The organism is Marinobacter sp. Arc7-DN-1 (assembly GCF_003441595.1).
GTDB lineage: Bacteria > Pseudomonadota > Gammaproteobacteria > Pseudomonadales > Oleiphilaceae > Marinobacter > Marinobacter metalliresistant.
This window is the reverse complement of record NZ_CP031848.1, coordinates 3802685-3826815: the sequence shown is the minus strand read 5'-3', so window position 1 is coordinate 3826815 and position 24131 is coordinate 3802685. Positions and strand designations below refer to the sequence as shown.

Genomic DNA, 24131 nt, shown 5'->3' with positions numbered 1-24131 from the left:
CCGGCTTCAATCTTCTCACCCATTTTTACCGGGATGCTGCCCTGTCTCAGGTGAGCCATGATCGCGAAGAAATTCAACGCTGCTGACCCTGGCAACAAAAAACGGAAAATACGCCTCCGTGCCAAAGAAATTTCCCGCTTCCACGCGCGTTGGCGGCCTGAAACGCCGCCAACCGCGCCATGGCAGAACGATCAGCGTTGTGGTCAGCCTGGCGCCAGAGCCACAACACCGCCACAACGGCAACAACCAAAATCAACCGGATTAACAGAAAGATTTTCATGTAAGCTATGCTCCGTAGCGGCCATTTTCCCTGCCCTGCTCATACCCGGCCTTGCCCCACATCAACGAACACGGTCGGCACGCTCACTGTCAGTCTGAAAGGTTTTATGAAAGTACCGAAAAGATTACAACCCCTTGTTGATGATGGCATGGTGGACGAAGTCCTTTACCAGCTCATGAGCGGCAAGGAAGCTCAGGTGTATGTAGTGCGTTGCGGCGACCAGATACGCTGCGCCAAGGTATTCAAGGAAGCCTCAAAGCGAAGCTTCAGGCAGGCAGTGGAATACCAGGAAGGCCGAAAGGTTCGGAACAGCCGGCGGGCCCGGGCCATGAGCAAAAAGACGAAATATGGCCAGAAAGAGCAGGAAGATGCCTGGCTCAATGCCGAGGTCGATGCCCTTTACCGCCTGGCTGCCGCCGGCGTCCGGGTTCCAGAGCCACTGGGCTTTGTAGACGGGGTGCTGCTGATGGAGCTGGTAGCCGACAAAGATGGCAAGGCCGCACCACGGCTGGGCGACGTTACCCTTTCTCCCGAGCAGGCCCGGGACTTTCACGGCCAGGTTATCGGGGAGGTGGTCCGAATGCTGAGCGCCGGGCTTGTTCATGGTGATCTGTCTGAGTTCAACGCTCTGGTCGATCCCGACGGACCGGTCATCATTGATCTGCCCCAGGCAGTAAATGCCTCTGGCAACAACAATGCTGAACGGATGCTTGAGCGCGACGTCGACAATATGCGCCGGTATTTCGGCCGCTTCGCACCGGAACTGCTGACCACCGACTATGGCAAGGAGATCTGGGCGCTCTATGAATGCGGGGACCTTCACCCGGACAGTAAGCTCACCGGCTGCTTCCAGCATGATGACACAGCTGTCGATGTCGATGAACTGATGGAGATTATCGACGCCGCCAAGGAAGAGGAATGGGAGCGACAGGAACGTATGAAGGATGCCGAGGAAGACTGAGAGCAACTGGTTATTAGCGGGATACCGATTCCTGCTCGCGAATCATCGCTGACATAACCGCCTGCTCCCCAGGCCCGGGCAACACGCCCGTCAACCAGGCTTCGATCACCGTTTCGCCATACTGGTTAGACAGCACCGCCTCGGCCCGGGCACGGTTCCGTTCATCCACTTCAGTAAGGGTGAATACGCAGGTGATGGTGTCACCAAAATAGACGGGCCTCCGGAAACGGAAATTCATCCCGGACGCCAGCCACCCGATTTGCCCACCCACTTCTGTGATCATGCCGCCGACAAGCAGGCCGTGGCAGATTTTAGCCTTGAGATTCTTCGATTCCGCAAAACGGTCATCGTAATGAACCGGATTGTGGTCGCGGCTGATGTCACCAAAAACCCGGGTGTCTTCCTCGGTAAAGGTGCGTGTCACAGTGAAAGTGTCACCTGATATCAGGCCACTGATCGATTTTTTCCGGATGTGCGACATGCCTTCAAATCCTCGCTTTCACTCCTGGCGGTCATTCAAACGGCCTCAAGCTCAACCCGGTTCCGGCCGCTGGCCTTGCTCCGGTAAAGTGCCATATCGGCCCGGCTGACAGCGCTACTGAGGTCGTCACCGGCCCGAAGCTCGCTCACTCCGATGCTGATCGTAACCTCCAGATCCCCTCCGGTGATCGCCCGCCAATCCCTGGCCAGGAAGGCGTTGCGCACCCGTTCCGCGCTCGCCTGGGCCTTTGCGGTATCGGTATCCGGAAGAATGGCAAGGAACTCCTCACCGCCCCATCGCCCGATCAGATCCTGTGCCCGCAACTCCTTTCGGATGACATCGGCAACGCAGACCAGCACCCTGTCACCGGCTTCATGGCCGTAGGCATCATTGATGGACTTGAAGTGATCCACATCCAACAAAAGGAAACCCACCGGATGGCCACTGCGCTGGAACCGGGCCAGCGCTTTTTCAGCCAGGTAACTCATGTGGCGGCGGTTGGAGAGCCCGGTCAGTGAATCCGTTGTCGCCATCTCCCGGAGTTTGCGCTGGGCAGACACCACCATCCTCAGATAATAGGAGGAAAGATAGCTGAACATGGCAAAGACCACACTCAGATTGAACAGATGGACGATATGCAAGGCAGTCTGGTTGATAGGCTGTAACGGTTCGATAAACCACATCAATACATCCAGCGCGATGTAGTAACCCCAGAGCCCCAGCAATGCATAAACGGCCCACCTTCGTGATGCTGAAACGCAGATCGCCGGTATGAACATCAGCAGGTAATAATGAAAACCGCTCTCCCAACCGATCAGGATGATGCCGAGCGCCGCATGTATCAGCACTTCCGCCCAGATCAATACCACTGCGATTTTATTCCTGTGGTATTTGAGCGCGTAATAGGCGCCCGCATACATGGCCACGCTGACCACATTCACCCACGCAAGAATCGGCGACCCCAGGGCATGAAAAAGAAAGAAAAAGATAACATCGACCGTACCTGCAATCTGGGCACATCGCATGGCCAGGCGCCAGAACTGCGGCCGGCGCTCTCGTGCCGGCTCATAGGTCGCTGTGGTATTGAAGCTTTCCATAAACTGCAGAATTCCTTGAATGTGACACAAGATTACCCTGAAACCCGAAGCCTTGCGTAATGGAAATGTAAACAACGGAAAATTATTTCGTCGTATTGCCAGGCTGAAAAAACACCATGAAGCACGGAGCGGACCTGCTGGCAGTTGCAATTTTTCGGTAAGATACCAGCTCGCTCATTCAAACGGTCGCTGGAAGCAGCATGTCAACAGCACTCATATTCGCAATCTTCGCAGTAGCCCTGATAGCGGCCGCGGTTTTCTTCCTGTTCTTTTACCGAACATGGCGAAGAGAGTGGGAGCTTAAGGAACCGTTTCCGAAAATCTGGCGCCGGCATCTGAAATCCCAGGTTCCGCTCTACCGAAAACTTCCCGGGCACCTCAAGCAAGCGCTGGAACAGCGGGTACAGCTCTTTCTTGCCGAGAAGGAATTCTATGGCTGCGATGGTTTCGAAGTGGATGACACGGTGAAACTGACCATCGCCGGCCACGCCTGCCTGCTGATACTCGCCCGCTCCTACTCGGATTTCGATGAGGTCCGCAGCATTCTGGTTTACCCGGACGCCTACCATGTGCGAAATATCGAAAGCGATGGCATGGTGGTCAGCGAAAGCAACGAAATCCGGGCGGGCGAAGCGTCGAGCCGGGGCCAGGTCGTGCTGGCCTGGAAGGAATGCGAACAAGCTGCCGGCAACCTGCACAGCAGCCACAACGTCATCCTCCACGAATTCGCCCACCAGCTGGATTATCTGGACGGCACCGCCGATGGCGCACCACCCCTGAGCGGCGAGCAAGCCAGGCACTGGCAGCATACAATGACCGAAGCCTACCAGGATCTCAGGCATTCCCTGGGCCATCATCACAAGCCCTGGCTCGATCCTTACGGCGCAACCGAACCGGCCGAGTTCTTCGCGGTGCTGACCGAAGCTTTTTTCCAGCAGCCGGACCACCTGAAGAAAGAGCAACCGGAAGTGTACAAGGCCCTGCTGGGGTATTACCGGCTGGATCCGATGAACCTTCCTGAGGCATCTGTCGAGCCTTGAGCCCGCCAGCCGTCAGCGTTATTCACCAACAGAACACGCCAGAATCCGGGATAAATGGCTGTAGGGCAGCCCGGTTTCACGATGCCAGGTGTTGAAAGCCTGCTGGGCCTGAACAAGCGCTTTTTTGCTGCCCGGACTCGCATCCAGCAGCGCTTCCCTGCGTAAGCCCGCGATCACGTCCGAGGAGAGAATAAAGCCGTCCCAGCCGACACGGCGAAGAAAATACTGGGCGGTATTTCCGCCAAGGCGAGCCCCATTGCGCTTCAGCCAGAGCAACAGCCCCACCTGATCTTCCGATGGCCACTGTGCCAGAAATCGTCCGAAACTGCCGTAGTCCCGGGCCGCATCCACGATCATCCGGGCGTTCTCCGGCACCGTACGGATCTTCTGCATGTTCCGGACAACTCGCTCATCCCGGGCAAGAGCTTCCAATACGTCCGGCGGCACCTGCTGCCAGTACAGCGGCACAAACCCCTCAAACGCCACCTCGAAATCCGGCCACTTGTTCTCGATCACTCGCCAGACGAATCCGGCCTTGAAGATACAGCGGGTCAGCTCGGACAGATAGCGGTCATCGCCTCTGGCCTCCAGTTCGTCGCGCCCGGCGACAGGAGGCAGCAGGGCGCGTAACGCATCTGCTCCGCCCTTGTGGGTGATCGCCTGGTCGTGGATTCGGGAGAAAGACATCTGGTGGTCTCCGGATATCTGGTTGTCGGCATGCCATCGCGTGGTTCACTATAAAGGAAACCGGATCAATCAGGGAGCCACGCACATGCCGATGATAGGATGGGTCATACTGTTTCTCGCACTGGCGCTGATAGTGGGCAGCATGATGATACTGCGTAACAGCGCCCACAGCATGAAAATCTCCGACGAGAAAATGAAGAAAATCCAGGCTCGCAAGGCGGAAATCGAGGCTGAGGAAAGCGCAGAAGACAGGGAATCGTGACCACCGTCTCAAGCCTCGCCGATGAATTCTTCATGAAGATTCAAGCCGGGTTGACATGTGTCACCCGGAATGACTGCCCTTCTAGACACACTGCAAGAATAGCCCATCAGGAAAGGAGATCCCTGAATGACCACATCCAACAGCACCGGAAATCTCGGCTCAAAACTCGCCCCTCATGTTGAAGCGCTCAAAAAGCAGGGGGTCGAGGTCACCCCGGACGCCTCATCAAGACACCTGCACAACGGGATCGACACGCCCCTTCCGCCGGCTGACCTGCACGGAAGCTACACCAACAACCGGCCACTTCCGACAGAGGGCATTACGGAGCGTCGGGCGTGGATCATCGGTAGCGGAATAGCCGGCCTGTCTGCTGCCTTTTTTCTCATTCGCGACGGCCACATGCCCGCTGGCAACATCACCTTTCTTGAGGAGCAGGAGATAGAAGGTGGGTCGCTCGATGGCGCCGGTAATGCCGAAGACGGGTATATCGTTCGCGGAGGTCGTGAAATGGAAATGACCTACCAGAACTTCTGGGATGTTTTCTCGGAAATACCTGCGCTCGAGTTACCGGCGCCATTCACCGTGCTGGATGAATACCGCATCGTGAACGATGCCGACAAGAACTGGTCGAAAGCTCGCCTTCTGGAAAACCAGGGCCAGATCAAGGACTTTTCCACCATGGATCTCACCCGGCGCCAGCAGCTGGAAGTCATCAGACTGCTACTGGCACGGAAAGAGGATCTGGACGACATCACTGTCGAGCAATGGTTCAGTGGAGGGTTCCTGAGCACCAGTTTCTACACGTTCTGGCGCACCATGTTTGCCTTTCAGAACTGGCACTCCGTGCTCGAAATGAAGCTCTACATGCATCGTTTCCTGCACCTTATGGACGGACTGAACGACATGACGTCCCTGGTTTTCCCGAAATATAACCAGTATGACAGTTTTGTCCGGCCTCTGATGACCTGGCTAAAAGATCAGGGCGTGAATATCCAGTACGACATGATCGTTACGGATCTGGACCTGGATCTGGATACCGGGGATGGCACCAGAACTGTCAAAACCATCCAGTGCCATGGCGGAGATGGCGATAAAACCTTCAATGTCGGCGCTTGTGATCTGGTGTTCGTCACCACTGGCTCAATGACCGAAGATACGGCCTACGGCGATGACGATACCGCCCCGCGGTTGAAGGACAGTGATAAGGCAGGCCGGGGATCCGGCTGGCAACTCTGGAGGAATCTGGCCGGGAAATCCGAAGTCTTCGGGCGCCCGGACAAATTCTGCGGAGACATACCCGGCTCAACCTGGGAATCAGTGACTCTTACCTGCAAGCCCTCACCATTGATGGACAAGCTGAAGGACCTGTCTGTGAACGACCCGTATTCGGGCTTCACGGCCACTGGCGGTATTGTCACCTTTACGGATTCCTCCTGGCTGATGAGCTTCACCTGCAATCGCCAGCCACACTTCCCCGACCAGCCCGACGATGTGATTGTGCTGTGGACCTACGCTTTGCTGATGGATAAGCCCGGCGATTACGTCAAGAAGCCGATGCCTGAGTGCACCGGCAAGGAAGTGTTGATCGAGATGTGCTACCACCTCGGGTTGACCGATCAACTCGATGAAGTACTGGCTGCCACAAAAACGCGGATCGCCCTGATGCCCTACATCACAGCCCAATTCATGCCGAGGGCCAGGGGCGACCGCCCTCAGGTGGTCCCCGAGGGCTGCACCAACCTCGCCTGCATGGGGCAGTTCGTTGAAACCCATAACGACGTTGTGTTCACACTGGAAAGCTCGGTTCGCACTGCCCGCATCGGGGTTTACAGCCTTCTTGGCATCGACAAACAGGTGCCCGATATTTATCCGGGGCAATACGATATACGGCGTTTGCTGAGGGCAACCCGCACCCTTAACAACAACGAAGCGTTTCTGGGCGAGGGCATTTTGCGCCGCCTCCTGGGCGGCACTTACTTTGAAAATATTCTGCCACTTGGTCCGGACGAAGACCCGGCGGATCTGCACAAATCCGGGCTGTTCGACAACCAGTTACAGGTTATCCGCCGACTGGTGGAAGAAAACCACACCCTCGACGAAGCCAAAGGGTGGGTTCAGGGCATCCTGGACAAGCTTCGCGGGCGAGGCTGAGTAATATTCAGCTCGACTTCCATATCCTCCGCGCCCTCAAAACTGAGGGTTAGCGGGATAACCTCGCCTTCCTGAAGCGGGCTTTTCAGTTTTTCCAGCATCAGATGGTAACTGTAGGGTTTCAGCTCCACGGTTTCGCCGGCCGGAATTGCCAGCCCGCCTTTTACCGGCGTCATTCGCATAACGCCCTCTTGCATGCTGCTCTTGTGGATCGACACCCTGTCTGCCCGGGGAGTTCGGGCGCCGACAAGAACGATATCGTTGCCGCCGGTGTTTGAAATGCTCATATAGCCCACACCCACGGGCGTGCCCGGCGGCGTAGGGCGGCTCCAGGGGTGATCAACCGTCACCGCACCCTGACTGTAATCATGGGCGGAAGTTGCCGGCGCAGCCAGGGCCAGTGCGAGAACAAGTACGCTCAGACAGTATTTCATGTTCAGTGATCCCTATTGATGGCGTAGGGGGACAGCATGAAAAGTCACCCCTCGGTTGCCAAGCCGTTCACTGCGACCGATGGTCGCTGCTGACGCTCATACGCCGACCTCCAGAGCCAGATCGGCTTTCAGCTTGTCGAGCCGTTCAGGCCGGCTGAAGTAATAGCCCTGAAAGCGGCGGCAGCCCATTCGGATCAGGGCCTGGGCCTGGGCTTCTTCCTCGACACCCTCCGCGACCAGTTCCATGTTATAGCTCTTGGCGATAGCGACGATACTGCGGATCATGTTCGCAGCTCTTTCGTCTTCCAGGATGCTATCCACAAAGCTCTTGTCGATCTTGAGCTCGTCCAGCGGAAGCTTGCGCAGAAGGCTCAACGACGAGTAGCCCGTGCCGAAATCATCCATCGAAATCCGGACCCCATGCTCACGCAATCGTTCGATAGTCGCCAGCACCGGCTCAAAGTCGTCCATAAACAGGCTTTCCGTGATCTCCAGCACCAACTCCCGTGGCGATACATTGTGAACCTTCAGGGCCTCGAGTACCGACTCAACGAACTTTGGCTGGCGGAACTGGATCACGGAAATGTTAATGGCCAGATCCAGAGAACGCCCGGCGGCCTCCCGCAAAATACTGTACTCGTAGATGCTGGTTTCCACAACGAACCGCCCCAAAGACACCATCAGGCCGCTTTTCTCGGCAACCTCAACAAACTCGACAGGAGAGACAATACCAAGCTCCTCATCCTGCCAACGTACCAGGGCTTCCAGGCCAACCGTTTTTTCCGTCTCATCCACCTGGGGCTGAAACATCATGTAAAGCGCGTTTGACGCCAGGCCATACCTGAGGCGTTGCTCCACCGACAGCCGACGCAGATAGACCATCTCCATTTCCGCTCGATAGATGCAGACGTCGTTTCGCCTCTGTTTTGCCTCATACAGCGCAAGCTGAGCACTTCGAATCAATTTACTCAGAGACTCCCCATGATCCGGGAAAGCTGCCACCCCGATACTTGCGGTCACTTGTAACCTCAGCCGACCCACCTCAAAGGTTCGGGACAGGTCGCCGACAAGAGAGACACAGGCCTTTTCAACCGCGGCAAGGTCCGCATTCTGGGTTACAATCGCGAACTCGTCACCACCGAGCCGCGCAAGATTGTCACGACCATCTACCAGACCGGCCAGTCGGCGGCTGAACTCCAGCAGGGTTTCATCACCGTATTCGAGGCCGAACCGGTCGTTGATGCCTTTGAAGTTATCAATATTGATAACCACCAGGCAGAAAGGTTTTTTACCCGACAACAGAGCGTCAAGCCGGTCCAGCAGGCCGTTGCGGTTAAAAAGCCCGGTCAGATCATCATGCCGGGCAAGGTAGTAGAGTTCCTGTCGCCGTTTTCCTTCAGCGGTATCAATAACCCGGAACCACTTATAGAAAACAAGGATAACGGCCAGGAACACCAGAAGGTATTGCGCGAGAGACACAGAGAATGCCCGGTACATCGGGACAAACTGGGTTTCCGACAACGCCCACAGCTGGTAGCGGGGGTTGAAGACAGCCACGGCAAGGTAATCCTTCCCTGCCCGGCGCGTTCGGACGACCACCGCTTCTTTGTTCGCCATCATGGCTTCAACACTGTGACCAAGGTCCCGCTCAAGCCCTTCACGATTCTGCTGCCGCTGCGCCATCGACTCCTGAACCTTCCAGTATTGCTCAGGACCAATACCTTCGCCTGAGATAAACTGTACAAAGCCATCGACTTCCCGGAACAGGATTACCGTGTCGTGGGCGCCGTCATGCAGGGTTTCGTCGAAAACCGTATCCCCGCCGCCAAGCCGGAGGCCTGCTGTCATTACGGCTATCACGTTGCCGGTTTCGGACCGTATCGCTTTACGAATCGGTATGACCCAGGAGCCCAGCGCATCGACAAAGTAGGTTCGCCCCAATACCATCGACCCGGACGACAGCGCCCGGATAAAAGTGTCGCGGGTCTTGGGATTCGTGCGCAGGTTCGGCAGTTTGGAAAGATCAAGGTTACTGCTCACACGCACCAGAGTGCCATCCGGCCGTGCAAGACCGAACCCCACAAGAACCGGATTAGCAGCGAGGATGCTGTCCAGTAACGGTATTTGCCGGCTTCCAGACAGCATATCATCCTGATTGAGCAATTCCCGGCCAATAACATCAAGCACAAGCTCCTGCGTTCGCAGGATGCTGTCAACTGATTGCCCCACCAGCTCAGCACGGGCGCCGTGGTAAAGCTTTTCTTCCGAAACAATGGCCTGCCAGCGGAAAAACAGAACGGTGCCAAGAAGCACCAAACCACCGAGGAGTATCAGAAAAAAGAGTGTCCAGAGGTTTCTCTTGAGAATCGTCAAAAGCAGTTCCAGGAAAACAGGGGATGAACCGACAGCGTTGCAACAGAATACGAAAGAGAAGGTAAACCGTATTACTGTTTTTATATCCAGCTCGCGAGCTGGAACAGCAAATCCAGACTGCAACCAAGGGATAACTGTCAGACTTTCTTGACGAATTCCGATTTTAGTTTCATAGCACCGATGCCATCGATCTTGCAGTCGATATCGTGATCGCCCTCCACAAGCCGGATATTCTTCACCTTGGTGCCAACCTTCACCACGGAACTGGAGCCCTTGACCTTCAGATCCTTGATAACAGTAACCGTGTCACCGTCCTGAAGTTCATTCCCGTTGGCATCCCGAATTACCTTCGCGGCCGCTTCAGCCGCGGCCTCCGCCTCGGACCATTCATGCCCGCATTCGGGACAAACAAGCTGGACGCCGTCCTCGTAAGTATACTCGGAACTGCACTGCGGGCATGGGGGAAGCTGTGACATTATCATTACCTGTTAATTGAATGGGCACGGGATTATACCATCAACGTCCGGACCTGCTCCCGCCCGGTGTCATTCAGGTTCCGCCGGGTACTGCAATCGTTGATGTTCAAAATTGGCCGGCCCTCTCGCAGGGCGGCCCCGACGCCTCCCCCACCAAAAACCAGATCCACACAAGGGGATACGCGGACCACCCCTACCAGGCTCACATCAACAAACGGTAAACTGCATCCAGAACCAAGCCAAACAAGGAACCACCATGCCAATCTGGGTCGACGCCGACGCCTGCCCCGTCCCCATCCGGGAGATCCTCTGCCGAGCCGCCACCCGTTGGCAGATCGACACCACTTTCATCGCCAACCACATCATCACCCTGCCCCCGAGCCCTTATATAAAGCGCCGACAGGTCCCCCAAGGCTTCGATGTCGCCGACAACGAAATCATGGACCAGATGCAAAAAGGCGACCTCGTCATCACCCAGGACATTCCGTTAGCAGCAGAAGCCATCGAAAAAGGCGCCGACGTTTTCAACCCCCGCGGCCAGGCCTTCACCAAAGAGAACATCCGCCAACGCCTCGCCATGCGCAACTTCATGGAAGAAATGCGCAACGCCGGCCAGGTAACCGGCGGACCGGCCCCCTTCAGCCAGACCGACCGCAAGGAATTTGCCGACAAACTGGACCGCTGGCTACAACAAAACACCCGCAAGTGATAATGATTCTGTTTTAAAATCCCAGCGAATCCTGGACCTGCTGGCGCTCCAGGGTTTCAAAAACACTCATCACATGCCTGGCCAGGAGGGCTGGAACTGGACAGCACTCCGGGCAGTACTTAGGCACCAATCGCAGAGCCCAGAGCCAAACCTATGGCCACCAGGCCAATAAACGCGCCGGCACTGGCGGCCAGCTTTAATCCTTCAATCATTTCCTGCTCGGGCGTCATTCCGCTTCCTCCCCATTCATACTCGATAAAGAGGGCGGGAAGGTTTCCCGCCCTCACCTTTCTTCATGGTGGTTGTGGTCGCGCCGCCGGTGTAACTGCCGGTGGATTCAGACGAGACCTCGCCACGTTCGGCAGATACATCCAGCACTTCCAGTGTGGCGGGTCCCGCGTCCTGCGCCGATGCCAAGGCAGGCAGGATCGCACACAGGGTTGCAGTAAACAGCGCCCTGTGGCGGAACAGGGATTCCGGAATTCGGGACATCTTCTTCTCCGTTCTGGGGTGTGATTCAGTGTTGAACTGCTATTCTCACATAATAATACGAATCATTCTTATTTAAAACATCAAAAATAATGATCCGGGAAGTTTTTGACGCCCTATATACCCGCACTGCTATTCTCAACCATCAACCGTTCATTAATTGGCGCCGACGAGGCGGATTTCCAGCTGGAAACCGTGGCGCAGGACCTTGAAAACCCATGGAGTCTCGCCTTTCTGCCGGATGGCTCCAGCCGGAACTTTGCCGGGCGCATGGAATTTAATCGGGAAGGCAACCTGTATGTGGCCGTGGGTGACCGGGGAGAGATGGGCCGCGCCCAGGACACCGCTGACGATAGAAAATAGAGCGGTAGTCGAAGAGAAGAATTTGCTCACCGATCTTGGCAAGCGGATCCGCGATGTGCGCATGGGCCCGGATGGGGCCCTGTGGTTGCTGACGGATTCACCGCGGGGCAAGGTTTACCGGATGGTTCCGGTTTTCAGTGAGGATCGTTGGTTCGCTCGGTCTTCTCGAACTGTGGCAGCTCGTCGGTAATCTCGAACCAGTCGGATTTTGAGCCGACAAAAACATGCCGGGCCGGGCCCTTGCCCAGGGGTTCGTTGACCCACCCGACCCGCAGACGGAGAATCCCGGGAATGGCATCAACGCGGCTGTATAGCTGACTGCCGCAACAGCTGCAGAAGCCCCGGAACTTGCCGGGGCGTGACTCGAACTCGGTAATCCTGTCTTCGCCGGAAATGAAACGGAACCGCACCTTCTGTACCGGCGCACTGGCTGAAAAGGCACTGCCGTGTGCCCGCCGACACTGGCTGCAGTGGCACAGGGCAACGGGGCCAAGGGGGCCATCGTATTCAAAGCTGATGTCGCCACAGAGGCAATGGCCGGTGTACATGGTCTAGGCCTTATCGTTTCGGTTCACAGGTTAGTTCAGGCGCGATGATACCCGGAGGCCACTTGAAGAACCAGTGTGCCGGCACCACCTTAAAAACACACGATTCGCAAAGGAGGACAGCATGTCATTCAGCGCACTTCCAAAGATCGGCATGGGAACTTTCCGGCTCAGGGGCAATGATGCCCGGGACGCCGTCAAGAGTGCCCTGTCCCTGGGCTACCGTCATATAGATACTGCCCAGATGTACGGAAACGAAGCGGAAGTGGGTGATGGCATCACTTCCAGCGGCATTCCGCGCCGCGAGATTTTTGTCACCACCAAGATCTGGCATGACCAGCTGCACGCCAGCGACCTGATCAACAGCCTGCACGACAGTCTCGCGCGGCTGAAAACCGACCATGTCGACCTGGCGCTTATTCACTGGCCATCACCGGGCGATGAAGTGCCCATGAAAGAATATCTTGGCGCCCTCAGGGATGCCCAGCGGGAAGGCCTGGCAGAGCATATCGGCATTTCCAACTTCACCTGCGCCCAAATGGATGAAGCAAAAGAGATTCTCGGCGACACCGTCATCTTTACCAACCAGGTGGAAGTCCACCCCTTCCTGGCGAACCGCAAGGTTGTGGCGCATGCGCAAAAGCTCGGCATTGCTGTAACTGGCTACATGCCATTAGCCGTCGGCAAGGTCATGGAAGACGAAACCCTGCAACGCATTGCCGGCGAACGAAACCTGACCCCGGCCCAAATCGCGATCGCCTGGGTGGCTTCGAGAGGCGTTGTGCCTATTCCCTCCTCCACCCGCCCGGCGCACCAGAAAGCCAATCTGGACGCCCTGGATATTGAGCTGAGCGAAGAGGAAATCCGCGCCATTGATGCGCTGGACCGCAACGAGCGGATCGCTAATCCAGACTTTGCTCCGGCCTGGGACTGAACCAGAACCCGGCGCCAACGAACAGCAGCGTGGCCACTGGGGTAATGAGCAACCACCAGGTTTGCAGCACCCAGAGCGTGGCCGCGCTGAACAGACTCCACAGCACCAGCAGCGGCAGGTAAAGCCACCGCCAGGGCCCGGTCACCAGGGCGAGCACCAATGCGCCAGTGGCTGCCGTGGTACCCGGCGCCACCCCAAACAACGCCAGCGACTGCCAATCGCCGGAATCAGCCACCGCCAACCAGGGCAAACCACACACTGCCGCCAGCCAGAAGACAGCAAGCTGCTTCGGCTGCGGCGTTTGCCCATGGACAGCCCCGAAAAACGCGGCGGCTGCGAGCAGGGCGCCCTGCGCCACAAAGGCCCAGCCAAACCACGCCGCCGGCCAGTTGATGGGGCTAAAGTAGCCCACGAGAAATCCGTAACCACTCCCTGCCCAGGCTACTGCCATCAGCCCGACGGCCAACCGCCGGGCCCGGAGATCCGGTTTCAGAAACAGCACGGGTATACCGATGGCAACCACCACAGCCAGCAATTGCCAGGGCCAGAGATCCTGATTGATCCGGACAAACAGCCGCAGAAACACCTGCGGCCCGAACATCACGAAATCCTGCAACGAGTAGCTCAGCCAGTCAGCGCCCGTCACAGGGACCTCACATAATCCGCCATCCGCCGCCGCTGCTCTGGGTTCGGCAGCGCCCCGTAAAGCGCCCCCATGTTCTCCTTCATGTGCTCGACTTTGCTGGTCGCCGGAATCGCACAAGTCACCGCCGGATGGGAAATGATGTACTTGAGAAAGAACTCCGCCCAGTTGCTGACGCCAGCCTCACCGGCCCAGCCCGGCAACGGCTCTGACTGGAATCGACGGAACAGCGAACCACCCTGGAACGGCCGGTTTACAATCACCCCGATTCCCCGTTCCTCGGCCAGGGGCAGCAACCGATCCTCAACCTCACGATCAAGGACGTTATAGGTCAGCTGCACAAAATCCAGAGGCTCCCGCTTCATGATCTGCTCAAATTCGCGGTGTCGGCGACCGTGGGAAGTCGTGATGCCGATATACCTCACTTCGCTGTCCGCCTTCATCTGTCTCAACGTCTCAAGATGCCCTTGCCAGCCCAGCAGATTATGCACCTGCAACAGATCAAACCGCTCAACACCCCAGCGTCTGCGGGAGCGCGCCGCCTCCTGTCGGGTCTCTGACTCGTCACCGGTCCAGATCTTGGTGGCCGCAAAAACCCGGTCATGGGCATCCAGGGCATCCAGCGCCTCGCCCACCACATCCGAGGCGCTGCCGTACATCGGCGAGCCGTCTACAACCGTCCCACCCTGATCGAAGAAGGTTTTCAGAACCCTGGTGCGCTGTTCAACCAGCTGTGTGTCGCCACCAACATTGAAGGCAATCCAGGTACCCATGCCGATGGATGGAATTACCTCGTCTGTTCCGGGAATTTTTCGGGTGATGGGAGATGAGGCGGGATTGCTGGTTAGGTTCGCGAACAAGTGAGGGGACGTCAGAGCAAGCCCTACCAGCCCGGAACTGACCAGAAACTGTCTTCGGGTAAACCGATTCGCCATATCTGCTGCCCCACTGTCATAAATTTCAGTGCGAATAGCACAAGGCCCAAAAGCGCGGGTGGGTCATCCCTTGTCCAGACCGTGGAGGGCCATGGATGGCCCGACCGAGCCTACATGGATGTATTTACGGTGTGTCTGGACAAGGGATGACCCACCCGCGCGGCTACTCGATGACTGACAGTCTTACACGCAGGTCAGTTCCCGTAGTGACTATCGAGATAACCCAGAATACGAGCAGATTCGAACAGCCCCTCTCCGGTGTTGGGGTCCTCCAGATAAGGCACCTGAACCCGCTTGTGCACCTGAAAGAACGCATCCCGTTTGCCACCGGGAATCGGCGTATAAGGCCCAGGCTTGATCCGCTGCTTCGCCGGCCCGATTTCCGTCCAGTGCTCCTTGGCCAGATTGTGCAAAGTGTACGGAATCTCCAGCTCGCACAGCCGCTCCCGCACCAGCCGCGAGAACGGGCTACCTTCAAAGCTCCAGAGATGCAAAGGCTGCTCCGGCCGCTTCCCGGGGCTAACCCGAAGCCCCCTCATGGCACTGGCCACCGATGCCACCGAGCCCAGAACCGGCTGCCAGACCCGGTCACGGTAATATTTGGGCACCGGCCGCCCGGTATACTGGCGGAACAGATACTCAATAATCTCCTCGGACTCATACATCACCGCCCCCGTGTTCTGGTCCGCCAGCAACGGGAACTGCTGGCTGCCACCCAGAGCCTCCGCCTGCGCCCGGAACACCGAACCACCCTTCGGACAGGGGCGGATTTCCACATCCAGATTCAGGGCGGTCAGGGCCTCCCGGACCCTGCGGCAATAGGGGCAGCCTTCCATATCATAGAGCACGATCGGCTTTTCCGGCTGAGGTACCTTTTTCACCACCAGGCAACCGCGCCACGCCGTCAGCGACGAAGTGGTGACCGAACCCAGCACGTGAATGTTGCGAAACAGCATATTGGACATAAACAAACCTTCTGTTGGAGACCACGTCATTATCACGCAATCTGACGATTTTCCATTGGCTCCCGGGTGCCATGCATGACATTAGTTAATTTTTGTCCACCTAACTCCATGATTCACAAGGGCACTTACATTGAGTCACAAAAGTTCAATACAAACAACGACACTACTGGCATTTTTTAACGTCATGTAGAGCTTTTCTGCATAGTACAACCAGAAAAGATAGGCTATTGTTTAGCCATAGGAACTCATTGGACGGCAACCATGGAAATTCGGGGAATGCAGCGCTCTGACAGTGCAGGAAAAACGTGTCTTGGATTCCGACGTTCAGCGCTGGTATCGGTGGCGGTTTGTGCCCTGATTGCATCTCCTCTGACTGCAACTGCCGAAACCGATGATACTGGTTTCTCCGGCAACCGTCTCTGGACCAGCCAACTCAAGGATTACGCCCAGGAATCGCTCCACAATGAGAATGCCATGAGCATGGCAGCCATCCCCCTGAATGGCCCCGGCATTAACCAGTACATCAATGCCGATACGCTCATGAGTCCCGGTTCCATCATGAAGCTGGTTACAACCTTTGCCGCGCTGGAAGTTCTCGGCCCCAACCATCGCTGGGACACCGATTTCCTGACTGACGGGACCATGGTCGGCGACACCCTGAAAGGCAATCTCTATGTCCGCTTTGGCGGCGACCCCAAGCTCACCATTGAGCGACTCTGGACGACCCTGAGGGATTTGCGGAGCATGGGCATTACCAGAATCGAAGGGGACCTGGTGCTGGATGGCAGCTATTTTGAAGTGGATGGCGGTTTCCCAGGCTTCGAAGACAATGGTGACAATCCCCATGCGCCCTTCCTCGTTGAGCCTTCCGCTTATCTGACCAACCTGAACCTGATGCACCTTCAGGTGCGGGCGGATGAACGGGGCACCCAGGCCTGGAGCACCCCTTCACTGAGTGAGTTAGTGATCGACAACCGCGTCGTTGCGACGGCCGAAGGGCCGTGCCCCTCCCGTCACAGTTTTGAGTGGGAGCCTGTTTTCCATGATGACCAGCGGGTTACCGTGCGCGTAACCGGCGAATTGCCTCAGGGCTGCCGTACCACGACATACATGTCCCTGTTACCCCATGAGCAGTACACCGCATCGTTGATCCGTTCACTTCTGACGGACATGGGCGTGGTCATTTCCGGTGGCAACCTCAATGGCGTTACCCCGGAAGGCGCAAGGCTGGTGCTGAAAACCACTTCGCCGGATCTGGTGTCCATGGTGCGAGACATCAATAAATGGAGCAGCAACGTTATGGCCCGCCAGCTGTTGCTTACCATTGGTGCCCAAAACCGGCTGGAAGACGAAAACGATGACCGGGTAGCCGGCATTCGGGTGATCTACGAATGGCTGGAAGGCAAAGGCATCAACACTGCCGGCATGGTGATCGATAACGGCGCCGGGCTCAGCCGGCACGGCCGCATCACCGCCCGCCAGGGCGCCCAGATATTGCAACACGCCTGGAACAGCGCCTACTCGGCAGACCTGATGGCCTCGATGCCAATCATTGCCATGGACGGAACCATGGCGCGCCGCCTTCGCAATACCGGCATGGATGGCGAAGGCCGCATCAAAACTGGCTATCTGGAGAATGTAAGATCGATCGCCGGCTTCACTCGCGATGCTAATAACACGACCTGGGCTGTGGTGGGCATGGTCAATAATGACCCGGCGTGGAATGGCCAGGCGGTGCTGGACCGCATTCTGTATTCACTGCATTTCAGGCCGCCGACGGGCACAGCGATTTCACACGCTTCTTCCGGCGCTTCTGAAACCAGCATTCAGTAGGCACCTGTTCGCCAGCCTGAAAGCTGAACACGACCTCCCGTGAAAGAGGGGTCAGATGAACGCTTTCATCTGACCCCGGGCCATTCAGATAGTGAGATAACCGCCGTCTGCGTTGATGCAGGCACCGGTGGTGTAGCTGGACGCCTCAGATACCAGATACAGTACCGTACCCGCCATTTCACTCGGGTCGGCTACCCGCTTCATGGGGATGTGGGCCATGGCCTGTTTCTTGATTGCGTCGTTCGTTGTCAGGGCACTGGCAAACTTTGTGTCTGTCAGGCCGGGGAGCAGAGCGTTCACCCGGATCTTCTGCTGGCCAAGCTCCATCGCGAAGGACTTGGTCATGGAAATGACCGCAGCCTTGGTCACCGAGTAAATGCCCTGGAAGTGCCCCGGGTTCACACCGTTCACCGAGGCCACGTTCACGATGGAGCCGCCACCGGCTTTTTTCATCATCCGGGCACCGCGGGCACACATGAAAAAGTAGCCCCGGATATTCACATCCACGGTCTTGTTGAACGCGCCCAGGTCGGTGTCCTCCACCGGCCCGAAATAGGGATTCGCCGCCGCGTTGTTAACCAGAATGTCCAGCTTGCCGTGGGTTTGCTCGATGTGCGCCCAGATGCTTTCGATCTGATCCATTTCCCCGATATGGCAGGCGTGGGCTTCGGCGCTGCCGCCGGCTTCACGGATGCTGCTGGCGACCGCTTCGCAGCCGTCAATCTTGCGGCTGCTGACGATCACGTGGGCACCGTAATCAGCCAGAGTGCGGGCGATATTCTCGCCGATGCCACGACTGGCGCCGGTAATCAGGGCAACCTTGCCCGTCAGATCAAACAGGTTCTTGCTGCTCATTCGTTCACCTCAATGCATTATCGGAATGTCACCAGGGCGGGGTCGTCCGCTTCCAGGTGGCTGTAGTTGTTAAACACGGCCAGGCTGCGCCGGGGGCCTGAATACAGGACCCGCGTGACGCTGGTGTTGGCGATCACCTCGTTCAGCCCCAGCGCTTTGGCATCGTCCAGCCCGAGCAGGTGCTGGGCAATCACCGAAACCGGACCAGCAGAGGTTGCCACCAGCACATCGCCACCATCGGCGTACTCAATCATCTCCTCGAATGCGATCAGTACCCGTGCCTTGAACTCAGGCCAGCTCTCGTCATACTCATGGTCGAATTCGCCGGATACCCAGCGGCGCACTGCCTGCACGAAGGCCTCCTGGAAGGCTCTGGCCGGCTTCGGGAAGGCCTTGAGGTCTCTGGCCATCACCGCACGGTCATTCCACTCCGGGCGATAACGGGCCACTACCGTGATGTGGTCGAATTCGTTGAAACCCGGTACCACCTGCATATCCGGCAACTCGGTCCCGTATCCGGTGGTGATGGCCTCGACCGTTTCACGATGTCGTTCCAGATCGCCACCAAAAACCGCCGCAGGCTCAACCTTTCCGGCAAACCAGCGACCAAGAACCCGGCCCTGCTCCCACCCGCAGGGCGAGAGCTGGTCGTAGTTCTCTTTCCCGAAACTGGCCTGGCCATGGCGCACCAGATAGATGGTTGCCATTACAGGGCGCTCTCCGAAATCAGTCGCTGGCAGCGTTTCTCCAGATAATTGGCGGCATGACCAAAGGCCGCAAAGCGCTTGTCTCTGGTCTGGCCATGATAGAAACGGTAGTAAATCTGCTGGATGATCACCGCCAGGCGGAACAGACCGTAGATCTCATAGAAGTCGAAGTTGTCGGCTTTGAAACCGGACTGCTCCATGTAGTAATCCACCACTTCCTTGCGGGTCAGCATACCCGGGCGATGGGTGGGCTGCCGGCGCAGCATCTGGAACGGCCCCTCGTCATCCGCCTCGATCCAGTAGGCCAGGCTGTTACCCAGGTCCATCAACGGGTCGCCGATGGTGGCCATTTCCCAGTCCAGAACGCCAATCACTTCAAACGGGTTGTCCGGGTTCAGCACCACGTTGTCAAAGCGAAAATCGTTGTGGATCACCACCTGGGCAGTGTCCGCCGGCATCTTGTCGTCAAGCCAGCCCATCACCGCCTCAAAGTCACCGACATCCTCCGTGCGGGCCTTGCGGAAGCGATCACTCCAGCCGCCAATCTGGCGCTGCACATAGCCCTCGCCCTTACCCAGCTTATCCAGGCCCGCCGCCCTGGTGTCCACACAGTGCAGATCCACCAGCTTGCCAATCACGTTCAGGCAGAGCTTGCGGGTGTCCGCCTCACTGAGCTCAAAGTCCTTCGGGAAATCCTGGCGCAGAATGATGCCTTTCAGGCGCTCCATCACGTAGAAATCGCAGCCCAGCACGTCGTGATCATCGCAAATGGCAATGATGTTGGGCACGTAAGGATAGACCGGCTTCAGAGCCTGCATCACCCTTGCCTCACGCAGCATATCGTGGGCCGATTTGGCGATCTTGCCGAACGGGGGCCGACGGAGAACGTAGGAATGGTCGCCGTAATCCACCTGGTAGGTCAGGTTAGAGGCACCGCCTGGGTACTGGCGAATGTCCGGCTCGCCTGCGAGGTCAGGAATGGCCTGTTTCATGAACCGGTCTACAGCGGCTATATCCAGCTCTTCGCCTTCACGGATATCCATCGCCTCATCAATCTGGGTCATTCAGGGCTCTCCTCTTGTTCATGTGTTGGGTTCAGGCCTTGGCCTTACCGCCCATCTTGCTCATCCAGCGCTTGCTTTCCTGATGCATCAGCCAGTCAAAGGCCTTGGGCGCGTGCCGCTTGAGCATCCACATGCGGCGCTCTTTGGCGTGGGGCAGCACCCAGAAACTCTTGTCTTGCACTGACCTTACAACGTCCTCAGCCACATCCCCAGCGGTAATACTGGAACGCTTCATCAGTTTGTTCACATTTTGCTGAATTCCGGGAAGGTCCGAGCGCATGCTGCTGGCCAGATTGGTCTGGAAAAACGCCGGGCAGACACAGCTTACATGGATGCCGTCGTCCCGCAGCTCCTGACTCAGGGTCTCAGACAGCGCAATAACCCCGGCCTTGGAAACGTTGTAGCTATCCATCAGCGGTGCCAGCATCAGGCCCGCCATGGAGGCGATGTTCACAAATGTGCCGGAACCCTGCTTCTTGAACTGGGGCGTGAACGCCTTGCAGCCACGAACGACACCCAGCACGTTAATATTGAGAATCCACTCCCAGTCCGCCATGGCGGTATCTTCGATGGAACCGGCAGACGCCACACCGGCGTTGTTCACCACCACATCAACGCCACCCCATTTCTTCACGAGATCATCGCGGACCTTTTCGAAGTCGGTCAGGCGTCGAACATCGCACTCGACGTAGTAGCCCTCGCCTCCGGCTGCGGTAATCTCTTTCTCAACGCCAACCCCCTGCTCCGGGTTAATGTCGCCGATGCAGACTCTGGCGCCTTCTTTGGCGTACCGCAATGCAATCGCCCGACCGAGACCGCTGGCTCCGCCGGTTATGAATACTCGTTGTGTCATGTGTGGTTCTCTCCGTTTTAGTTCGCGCTAGCTTTATGTCACGTTCGGTGCAAGAGCTGCTACCGGGTAGAGCTTTCCAAAACACGCTGTGAATACGTCCATGTAAGCTCTGCTCCGCCATCCATGGCTCCGCAAGGTTTTGGAAAGCTCTACCCGGCATCAGCTCCCAGACTTATGTGCAAGCTGTTCAGAATCCAATCCGAATGTTTGCAGGATCGGGTGGGGACAGGTTTCTGAAACTGTGCGGAGCCATGGATGGCGGAGCCCAAGCGTCACAGGGATGTGCCGCAAGGAGCGTGTTTCAGAAACCTGTCCCCTCCCGATCCCGGCACCAAATGTCGAATACTGATCAGGATTTGTACTTCCGGAGTTCCAACCGGGCCACCATGGCGCGATGCACCTCATCAGGCCCATCAGCCAAACGCAAAACACGAGCATAGGCGAACAATTGCGTCAGCGGGAAGTCGTCATCGCTGACGCCGGCACCACCGTGAATCTGGATGGCCTGATCAACAATAGTCTGCAACATGGACGGAATCACCGCCTTGATCATCGAGACCTCCTGCAGCGCCCCCATGATGCCCTTGGTATCCAGCGCCCAGGCGCATTTCAGGGTCAGAAGGCGGGCCTGCTCGATGGCCATACGGGCATTAGCTATGATGTCCGGGTTGCCGCCCAGCTTGGCGATCGGGCGCCCGAACGCTTCACGGGTGGTCGCCCGCCTGATCAACAGCTCCAGGGTGCGCTCTGCCGCACCGATGGCGCGCATGCAGTGGTGTACGCGCCCCGGCCCCAAACGGCCCTGGGCGATTTCAAACCCACGTCCCGGGCCGGCAATGAATGCGCTCCGGGACAGGCGAACGTTATCGAACAGCACTTCGCCATGGCCGTAGGGCTCATCGTACTCACCGAACACCGGCAGCATTCGTTCGATTTTTACCCCCGGGGCGTCCAGCGGCACCAGCACCATGGAATGACGGCGGTGCTTGTGGGCATCCGGATCCGTCAGGCCCATGAAAATGGCCACCTTGCAGTCCGGATGGCCGATGCCGGTGCTCCACCATTTGCGGCCGTTCAGAACCACTTCATCGCCTTCAACAACGGCGGTTGCTTCCATGTTGGTGGCATCGGAAGATGCGACAGCCGGCTCGGTCATGCAGAAGGCGGAGCGGATCTCGCCGCTGAGCAATCGCGGCAGCCATTCGGCTTTCTGCTCTTCAGAGCCGTAATGGATCAGCACTTCCATATTGCCGGTGTCCGGCGCGTTGCAGTTGAAGATCTCCGGCGCGATGAAACTACGCCCGGTTTCTTCCGCAATGAGGGCGTAATCCGAGTTCAGCAGGCCACAACCGTATTTCTCGTCCGGGAAAAACATGTTCCACAAGCCCTGGGCTTTGGCCTTTTCCTTCAGTTCCCGGATGATCGGCAACACAACCCAGCGGTTATCCAGGGAGGCAAGCTCCTTGTGGTACTGCTCTTCAACGGGAAAAATCTCATCCTTCATGAACTGTTTCACGCGGTTGAGATAATCCTGGCCCTTCTCGGAAATACTGAAATCCATCGCCGTATCCTCGCTGACTGTTGCACGGTGGCGTGCAGGGAATAATCACGTTGAGACCAGTCTAGAGGTGACTTAACTATTACGCGACTGAATTATTCTTATCGTTTATTATTAACCGTGCTTATTCCCAATTCCCCAAAAACGGACCCTGCTGATGGCCCTGAATCGCCTGGACCTGAACCTGTTGCACGTTTTCGACACCATCTACCGGGAGGGCAGCCTGACCCGCGCAGCCCGGGCGCTGCACCTGACCCAGCCGGCCGTGAGCCATTCCCTGTCCCGGCTCCGGGACCATTTTGATGATCCGCTGTTCACGCGGCAGGGCAATCAGATGGTGCCCACCCCGCTGGCCAGGCGGTTCCTGGAATCCATGCGGCCGGGCCTGACCCAGATTCAGGGCGCGGTAAACCAGTTTCATGCCTTTGATCCGGTAACCCAGCGCAAGACTTATTCGCTGGGGCTGAGGGATATTCTGGAATCCACCTTTCTGCCCCGGCTTATGACGCGTCTGGACGCCTATCCGGAGCTGGAGATTGTCAGTCAGCGGATCGCGCGACGCGATATGGAGACCCAGCTGGCCGCCGGCAAACTGGATTTTTCGGTGGACGTGCTGCTGCCGGTCAGTAACCAGACCGCCCACGAATTACTGCGACGGGATCGTCTGGTAGTGCTGGCACGGGAGGGGCACCCGCTGACGACAAAAACACTGGATATGGAGGGTTATCTGGCTGCGAAGCACGTTCTGGTGTCTTCGCGCACCGAGGGGCCCGGCATCGAGGACTTTGAGCTGTCCAGGCTGGGTGTGCAGCGCAGTATCAGGCTGCGCTGCCAGCATTACTACGCGGCTTGCCGGGTGGTTGAGGATACCGACCTGCTGCTGACCATGCCGGAAGCCTACGCCCGAATCATCGCCGAGCGGGCAAATATCCGGATTATGAATCCGCCAGCGGATCTGCCATCAATTGACGTGCATCTATACTGGCACAAAGCCTACGAGAGAGAGCCTGCGCTGATCTGGTTCCGGGAACAGCTCAGGGCAATCAACTGAAGGCTAATAGGCACCCACGACCATCAGAAACCCGAAAAAGCCGATCCCGGTAATGGCAAGGGCCGCCAGAACGATGCCGAAGCCCCACCAGATCGCAGCGGCATCTGAAATACCGACACCATGGCCCCGGAGGGTTCGGTAAAAGGCCCAGGGACCAAGAACAAATGCGCCGACCACCGCAAACACCAGCCCCACACTGATGCCGGCAAAGGTCCAGGTGGCGAGCACCGTGGCGCGATCCTTGACCTGGTCAGTCACGCCATGGTGCTCCAGGAATTTCTTGCAGAAAAACCAGAGCAGGGCGAACAGGGCGATGACGAATACCAGTCCGCCAACAATGGTTATCATTCGGTAGAGCAAAGGGTCGATCCTGTCGGTTTACAAA

27 protein-coding genes and 1 pseudogene are annotated in these 24131 nt (G+C 57.4%); 10 read left to right on the top strand and 18 right to left on the bottom strand.

All coding sequences use genetic code 11. The annotated features are described in order from the left end of the window. Positions 1-73: 73 nt before the first annotated feature. Positions 74-280, bottom strand: coding sequence for a hypothetical protein (locus D0851_RS17985; protein WP_117619859.1), 207 nt, complete (start codon positions 278-280; stop codon positions 74-76). 106 nt (positions 281-386) lie between these two features. On the opposite strand from D0851_RS17985, the gene D0851_RS17980 reads away from it, so the two are divergent. Then, complete coding sequence (locus D0851_RS17980) at positions 387-1241, top strand: PA4780 family RIO1-like protein kinase (RefSeq protein ID WP_117619858.1); 855 nt, start codon at positions 387-389, stop codon at positions 1239-1241. Positions 1242-1254: 13 nt separating this feature from the next. On the opposite strand, the gene D0851_RS17975 is transcribed toward D0851_RS17980, so the two are convergent. Further along, positions 1255-1665, bottom strand: coding sequence for a MaoC family dehydratase (locus D0851_RS17975; RefSeq protein ID WP_319922340.1), 411 nt, complete (start codon positions 1663-1665; stop codon positions 1255-1257). A gap of 92 nt (positions 1666-1757) precedes the next feature. Next, positions 1758-2819 carry a GGDEF domain-containing protein gene (locus D0851_RS17970; RefSeq protein ID WP_117619856.1) on the bottom strand — a complete coding sequence of 354 codons (1062 nt, stop codon included), beginning with the start codon at positions 2817-2819 and terminating at the stop codon, positions 1758-1760. A gap of 200 nt (positions 2820-3019) precedes the next feature. Here D0851_RS17970 and D0851_RS17965 point away from each other — a divergent pair, with 200 nt between their 5' ends. Then, positions 3020-3859: a zinc-dependent peptidase gene (locus D0851_RS17965; protein ID WP_117619855.1), complete on the top strand. Its 840-nt coding sequence runs from the start codon at positions 3020-3022 to the stop codon at positions 3857-3859. 18 nt (positions 3860-3877) lie between these two features. Here the strand turns inward: D0851_RS17965 and D0851_RS17960 are convergent, their stop codons facing one another. Further along, positions 3878-4546 carry a DNA-3-methyladenine glycosylase I gene (locus D0851_RS17960; protein ID WP_117619854.1) on the bottom strand — a complete coding sequence of 223 codons (669 nt, stop codon included), beginning with the start codon at positions 4544-4546 and terminating at the stop codon, positions 3878-3880. 85 nt (positions 4547-4631) lie between these two features. Between D0851_RS17960 and D0851_RS17955 the strand changes: the two genes are divergently transcribed. Both D0851_RS17955 and D0851_RS17950 read left to right on the top strand, forming a co-directional pair. Beyond that, entirely contained in the window at positions 4632-4808 is a 177-nt protein-coding gene (locus tag D0851_RS17955) for a DUF2897 family protein (protein WP_117619853.1), read from the top strand. A 126-nt stretch (positions 4809-4934) separates the two neighbouring features. Then, positions 4935-6959 carry an oleate hydratase gene (locus D0851_RS17950; protein ID WP_117619852.1) on the top strand — a complete coding sequence of 675 codons (2025 nt, stop codon included), beginning with the start codon at positions 4935-4937 and terminating at the stop codon, positions 6957-6959. On the opposite strand, the gene D0851_RS17945 is transcribed toward D0851_RS17950, so the two are convergent. The 3 genes from D0851_RS17945 to D0851_RS17935 all read right to left on the bottom strand — a co-directional run bounded on the left by D0851_RS17945 (position 6923) and on the right by D0851_RS17935 (position 10242). Further along, on the bottom strand, positions 6923-7393 hold the full coding sequence (locus D0851_RS17945; protein WP_117619851.1) for a copper chaperone PCu(A)C: 471 nt from the start codon (positions 7391-7393) through the stop codon (positions 6923-6925). The genes D0851_RS17950 and D0851_RS17945 overlap by 37 nt on opposite strands. Before the next feature lie 96 nt (positions 7394-7489). Beyond that, the gene (locus D0851_RS17940) at positions 7490-9766 is read right to left on the bottom strand and encodes an EAL domain-containing protein (RefSeq protein ID WP_117619850.1); all 2277 of its coding nucleotides are present in this window, start codon (positions 9764-9766) and stop codon (positions 7490-7492) included. A 137-nt stretch (positions 9767-9903) separates the two neighbouring features. Then, positions 9904-10242: a zinc ribbon domain-containing protein YjdM gene (locus D0851_RS17935; protein ID WP_117619849.1), complete on the bottom strand. Its 339-nt coding sequence runs from the start codon at positions 10240-10242 to the stop codon at positions 9904-9906. 256 nt (positions 10243-10498) lie between these two features. Here D0851_RS17935 and D0851_RS17930 point away from each other — a divergent pair, with 256 nt between their 5' ends. Continuing rightward, on the top strand, positions 10499-10951 hold the full coding sequence (locus D0851_RS17930) for a YaiI/YqxD family protein (protein ID WP_117619848.1): 453 nt from the start codon (positions 10499-10501) through the stop codon (positions 10949-10951). A gap of 246 nt (positions 10952-11197) precedes the next feature. On the opposite strand, the gene D0851_RS17925 is transcribed toward D0851_RS17930, so the two are convergent. Then, positions 11198-11443: a hypothetical protein gene (locus D0851_RS17925; protein ID WP_117619847.1), complete on the bottom strand. Its 246-nt coding sequence runs from the start codon at positions 11441-11443 to the stop codon at positions 11198-11200. A 105-nt stretch (positions 11444-11548) separates the two neighbouring features. Between D0851_RS17925 and D0851_RS20665 the strand changes: the two genes are divergently transcribed. Further along, positions 11549-11803: a PQQ-dependent sugar dehydrogenase gene (locus D0851_RS20665; RefSeq protein WP_227539346.1), complete on the top strand. Its 255-nt coding sequence runs from the start codon at positions 11549-11551 to the stop codon at positions 11801-11803. Between the two features lie 4 nt (positions 11804-11807). Beyond that, a pseudogene (locus D0851_RS20660) lies at positions 11808-11993 on the top strand (PQQ-dependent sugar dehydrogenase); the annotation flags it as partial. Here D0851_RS20660 and D0851_RS17915 read toward each other — a convergent pair. After that, the gene (locus tag D0851_RS17915) at positions 11938-12351 is read right to left on the bottom strand and encodes a GFA family protein (RefSeq protein WP_117619846.1); all 414 of its coding nucleotides are present in this window, start codon (positions 12349-12351) and stop codon (positions 11938-11940) included. The pseudogene D0851_RS20660 and the gene D0851_RS17915 sit on opposite strands and share 56 nt — an antisense overlap. Positions 12352-12472: 121 nt before the next feature. On the opposite strand from D0851_RS17915, the gene dkgB reads away from it, so the two are divergent. Beyond that, on the top strand, positions 12473-13282 hold the full coding sequence (gene dkgB / locus D0851_RS17910; protein WP_117619845.1) for a 2,5-didehydrogluconate reductase DkgB: 810 nt from the start codon (positions 12473-12475) through the stop codon (positions 13280-13282). Here the strand turns inward: dkgB and D0851_RS17905 are convergent. The 3 genes from D0851_RS17905 to D0851_RS17895 form a co-directional block, all read right to left on the bottom strand. After that, on the bottom strand, positions 13251-13928 hold the full coding sequence (locus D0851_RS17905) for a DUF6064 family protein (RefSeq protein ID WP_162893771.1): 678 nt from the start codon (positions 13926-13928) through the stop codon (positions 13251-13253). The genes dkgB and D0851_RS17905 overlap by 32 nt on opposite strands. Then, positions 13925-14860, bottom strand: a complete 936-nt coding sequence (locus D0851_RS17900) for an aldo/keto reductase (RefSeq protein WP_117619843.1) — start codon at positions 14858-14860, stop codon at positions 13925-13927. The genes D0851_RS17905 and D0851_RS17900 overlap by 4 nt, the downstream gene beginning before the upstream one ends. Before the next feature lie 194 nt (positions 14861-15054). Further along, on the bottom strand, positions 15055-15825 hold the full coding sequence (locus tag D0851_RS17895) for a glutathione S-transferase N-terminal domain-containing protein (RefSeq protein ID WP_117619842.1): 771 nt from the start codon (positions 15823-15825) through the stop codon (positions 15055-15057). Between the two features lie 261 nt (positions 15826-16086). Here D0851_RS17895 and dacB point away from each other — a divergent pair, with 261 nt between their 5' ends. Then, the gene (gene dacB, locus D0851_RS17890; protein WP_413773541.1) at positions 16087-17658 is read left to right on the top strand and encodes a D-alanyl-D-alanine carboxypeptidase/D-alanyl-D-alanine-endopeptidase; all 1572 of its coding nucleotides are present in this window, start codon (positions 16087-16089) and stop codon (positions 17656-17658) included. Positions 17659-17742: 84 nt separating this feature from the next. On the opposite strand, the gene D0851_RS17885 is transcribed toward dacB, so the two are convergent. The 5 genes from D0851_RS17885 to D0851_RS17865 form a co-directional block, all read right to left on the bottom strand. Beyond that, positions 17743-18513: an SDR family oxidoreductase gene (locus D0851_RS17885; RefSeq protein WP_117619841.1), complete on the bottom strand. Its 771-nt coding sequence runs from the start codon at positions 18511-18513 to the stop codon at positions 17743-17745. 17 nt (positions 18514-18530) lie between these two features. Beyond that, entirely contained in the window at positions 18531-19220 is a 690-nt protein-coding gene (locus D0851_RS17880; protein ID WP_117619840.1) for a histidine phosphatase family protein, read from the bottom strand. Next, the gene (locus D0851_RS17875; protein WP_117619839.1) at positions 19220-20284 is read right to left on the bottom strand and encodes a phosphotransferase family protein; all 1065 of its coding nucleotides are present in this window, start codon (positions 20282-20284) and stop codon (positions 19220-19222) included. Before D0851_RS17875 ends, D0851_RS17880 begins: the two co-directional genes overlap by 1 nt. Positions 20285-20315: 31 nt before the next feature. Then, positions 20316-21137, bottom strand: a complete 822-nt coding sequence (locus D0851_RS17870) for an SDR family oxidoreductase (RefSeq protein ID WP_117619838.1) — start codon at positions 21135-21137, stop codon at positions 20316-20318. A gap of 349 nt (positions 21138-21486) precedes the next feature. Beyond that, the gene (locus tag D0851_RS17865; protein ID WP_117619837.1) at positions 21487-22698 is read right to left on the bottom strand and encodes an acyl-CoA dehydrogenase family protein; all 1212 of its coding nucleotides are present in this window, start codon (positions 22696-22698) and stop codon (positions 21487-21489) included. A 154-nt stretch (positions 22699-22852) separates the two neighbouring features. Between D0851_RS17865 and D0851_RS17860 the strand changes: the two genes are divergently transcribed. After that, entirely contained in the window at positions 22853-23746 is an 894-nt protein-coding gene (locus D0851_RS17860) for a LysR family transcriptional regulator (protein ID WP_117619836.1), read from the top strand. 3 nt (positions 23747-23749) lie between these two features. Here the strand turns inward: D0851_RS17860 and D0851_RS17855 are convergent, their stop codons facing one another. Next, positions 23750-24106: a hypothetical protein gene (locus tag D0851_RS17855; protein ID WP_227539344.1), complete on the bottom strand. Its 357-nt coding sequence runs from the start codon at positions 24104-24106 to the stop codon at positions 23750-23752. Between the last annotated feature and the right edge of the window lie 25 nt (positions 24107-24131).

What these genes read in the sequence shown, in the direction of transcription:
- D0851_RS17965 (WP_117619855.1), top strand. Translation starts at nt 3,020, where the DNA reads ATGTCAACAGCACTCATATTCGCAATCTTCGCAGTAGCCCTGATAGCG.
- D0851_RS17865 (WP_117619837.1), bottom strand. Translation starts at nt 22,698, where the DNA reads ATGGATTTCAGTATTTCCGAGAAGGGCCAGGATTATCTCAACCGCGTG.
- D0851_RS17895 (WP_117619842.1), bottom strand. Translation starts at nt 15,825, where the DNA reads ATGTCCAATATGCTGTTTCGCAACATTCACGTGCTGGGTTCGGTCACC.
- D0851_RS17950 (WP_117619852.1), top strand. Translation starts at nt 4,935, where the DNA reads ATGACCACATCCAACAGCACCGGAAATCTCGGCTCAAAACTCGCCCCT.
- D0851_RS17875 (WP_117619839.1), bottom strand. Translation starts at nt 20,284, where the DNA reads ATGACCCAGATTGATGAGGCGATGGATATCCGTGAAGGCGAAGAGCTG.
- D0851_RS17925 (WP_117619847.1), bottom strand. Translation starts at nt 11,443, where the DNA reads ATGTCCCGAATTCCGGAATCCCTGTTCCGCCACAGGGCGCTGTTTACT.
- D0851_RS17980 (WP_117619858.1), top strand. Translation starts at nt 387, where the DNA reads ATGAAAGTACCGAAAAGATTACAACCCCTTGTTGATGATGGCATGGTG.
- D0851_RS17880 (WP_117619840.1), bottom strand. Translation starts at nt 19,220, where the DNA reads ATGGCAACCATCTATCTGGTGCGCCATGGCCAGGCCAGTTTCGGGAAA.
- D0851_RS17960 (WP_117619854.1), bottom strand. Translation starts at nt 4,546, where the DNA reads ATGTCTTTCTCCCGAATCCACGACCAGGCGATCACCCACAAGGGCGGA.
- D0851_RS17930 (WP_117619848.1), top strand. Translation starts at nt 10,499, where the DNA reads ATGCCAATCTGGGTCGACGCCGACGCCTGCCCCGTCCCCATCCGGGAG.
- D0851_RS17870 (WP_117619838.1), bottom strand. Translation starts at nt 21,137, where the DNA reads ATGACACAACGAGTATTCATAACCGGCGGAGCCAGCGGTCTCGGTCGG.
- D0851_RS17860 (WP_117619836.1), top strand. Translation starts at nt 22,853, where the DNA reads ATGGCCCTGAATCGCCTGGACCTGAACCTGTTGCACGTTTTCGACACC.
- D0851_RS17885 (WP_117619841.1), bottom strand. Translation starts at nt 18,513, where the DNA reads ATGAGCAGCAAGAACCTGTTTGATCTGACGGGCAAGGTTGCCCTGATT.
- D0851_RS17945 (WP_117619851.1), bottom strand. Translation starts at nt 7,393, where the DNA reads ATGAAATACTGTCTGAGCGTACTTGTTCTCGCACTGGCCCTGGCTGCG.
- D0851_RS17935 (WP_117619849.1), bottom strand. Translation starts at nt 10,242, where the DNA reads ATGTCACAGCTTCCCCCATGCCCGCAGTGCAGTTCCGAGTATACTTAC.
- dacB (WP_413773541.1), top strand. Translation starts at nt 16,087, where the DNA reads ATGGAAATTCGGGGAATGCAGCGCTCTGACAGTGCAGGAAAAACGTGT.
- D0851_RS17915 (WP_117619846.1), bottom strand. Translation starts at nt 12,351, where the DNA reads ATGTACACCGGCCATTGCCTCTGTGGCGACATCAGCTTTGAATACGAT.
- D0851_RS17900 (WP_117619843.1), bottom strand. Translation starts at nt 14,860, where the DNA reads ATGGCGAATCGGTTTACCCGAAGACAGTTTCTGGTCAGTTCCGGGCTG.
- dkgB (WP_117619845.1), top strand. Translation starts at nt 12,473, where the DNA reads ATGTCATTCAGCGCACTTCCAAAGATCGGCATGGGAACTTTCCGGCTC.
- D0851_RS17970 (WP_117619856.1), bottom strand. Translation starts at nt 2,819, where the DNA reads ATGGAAAGCTTCAATACCACAGCGACCTATGAGCCGGCACGAGAGCGC.
- D0851_RS17985 (WP_117619859.1), bottom strand. Translation starts at nt 280, where the DNA reads ATGAAAATCTTTCTGTTAATCCGGTTGATTTTGGTTGTTGCCGTTGTG.
- D0851_RS17955 (WP_117619853.1), top strand. Translation starts at nt 4,632, where the DNA reads ATGCCGATGATAGGATGGGTCATACTGTTTCTCGCACTGGCGCTGATA.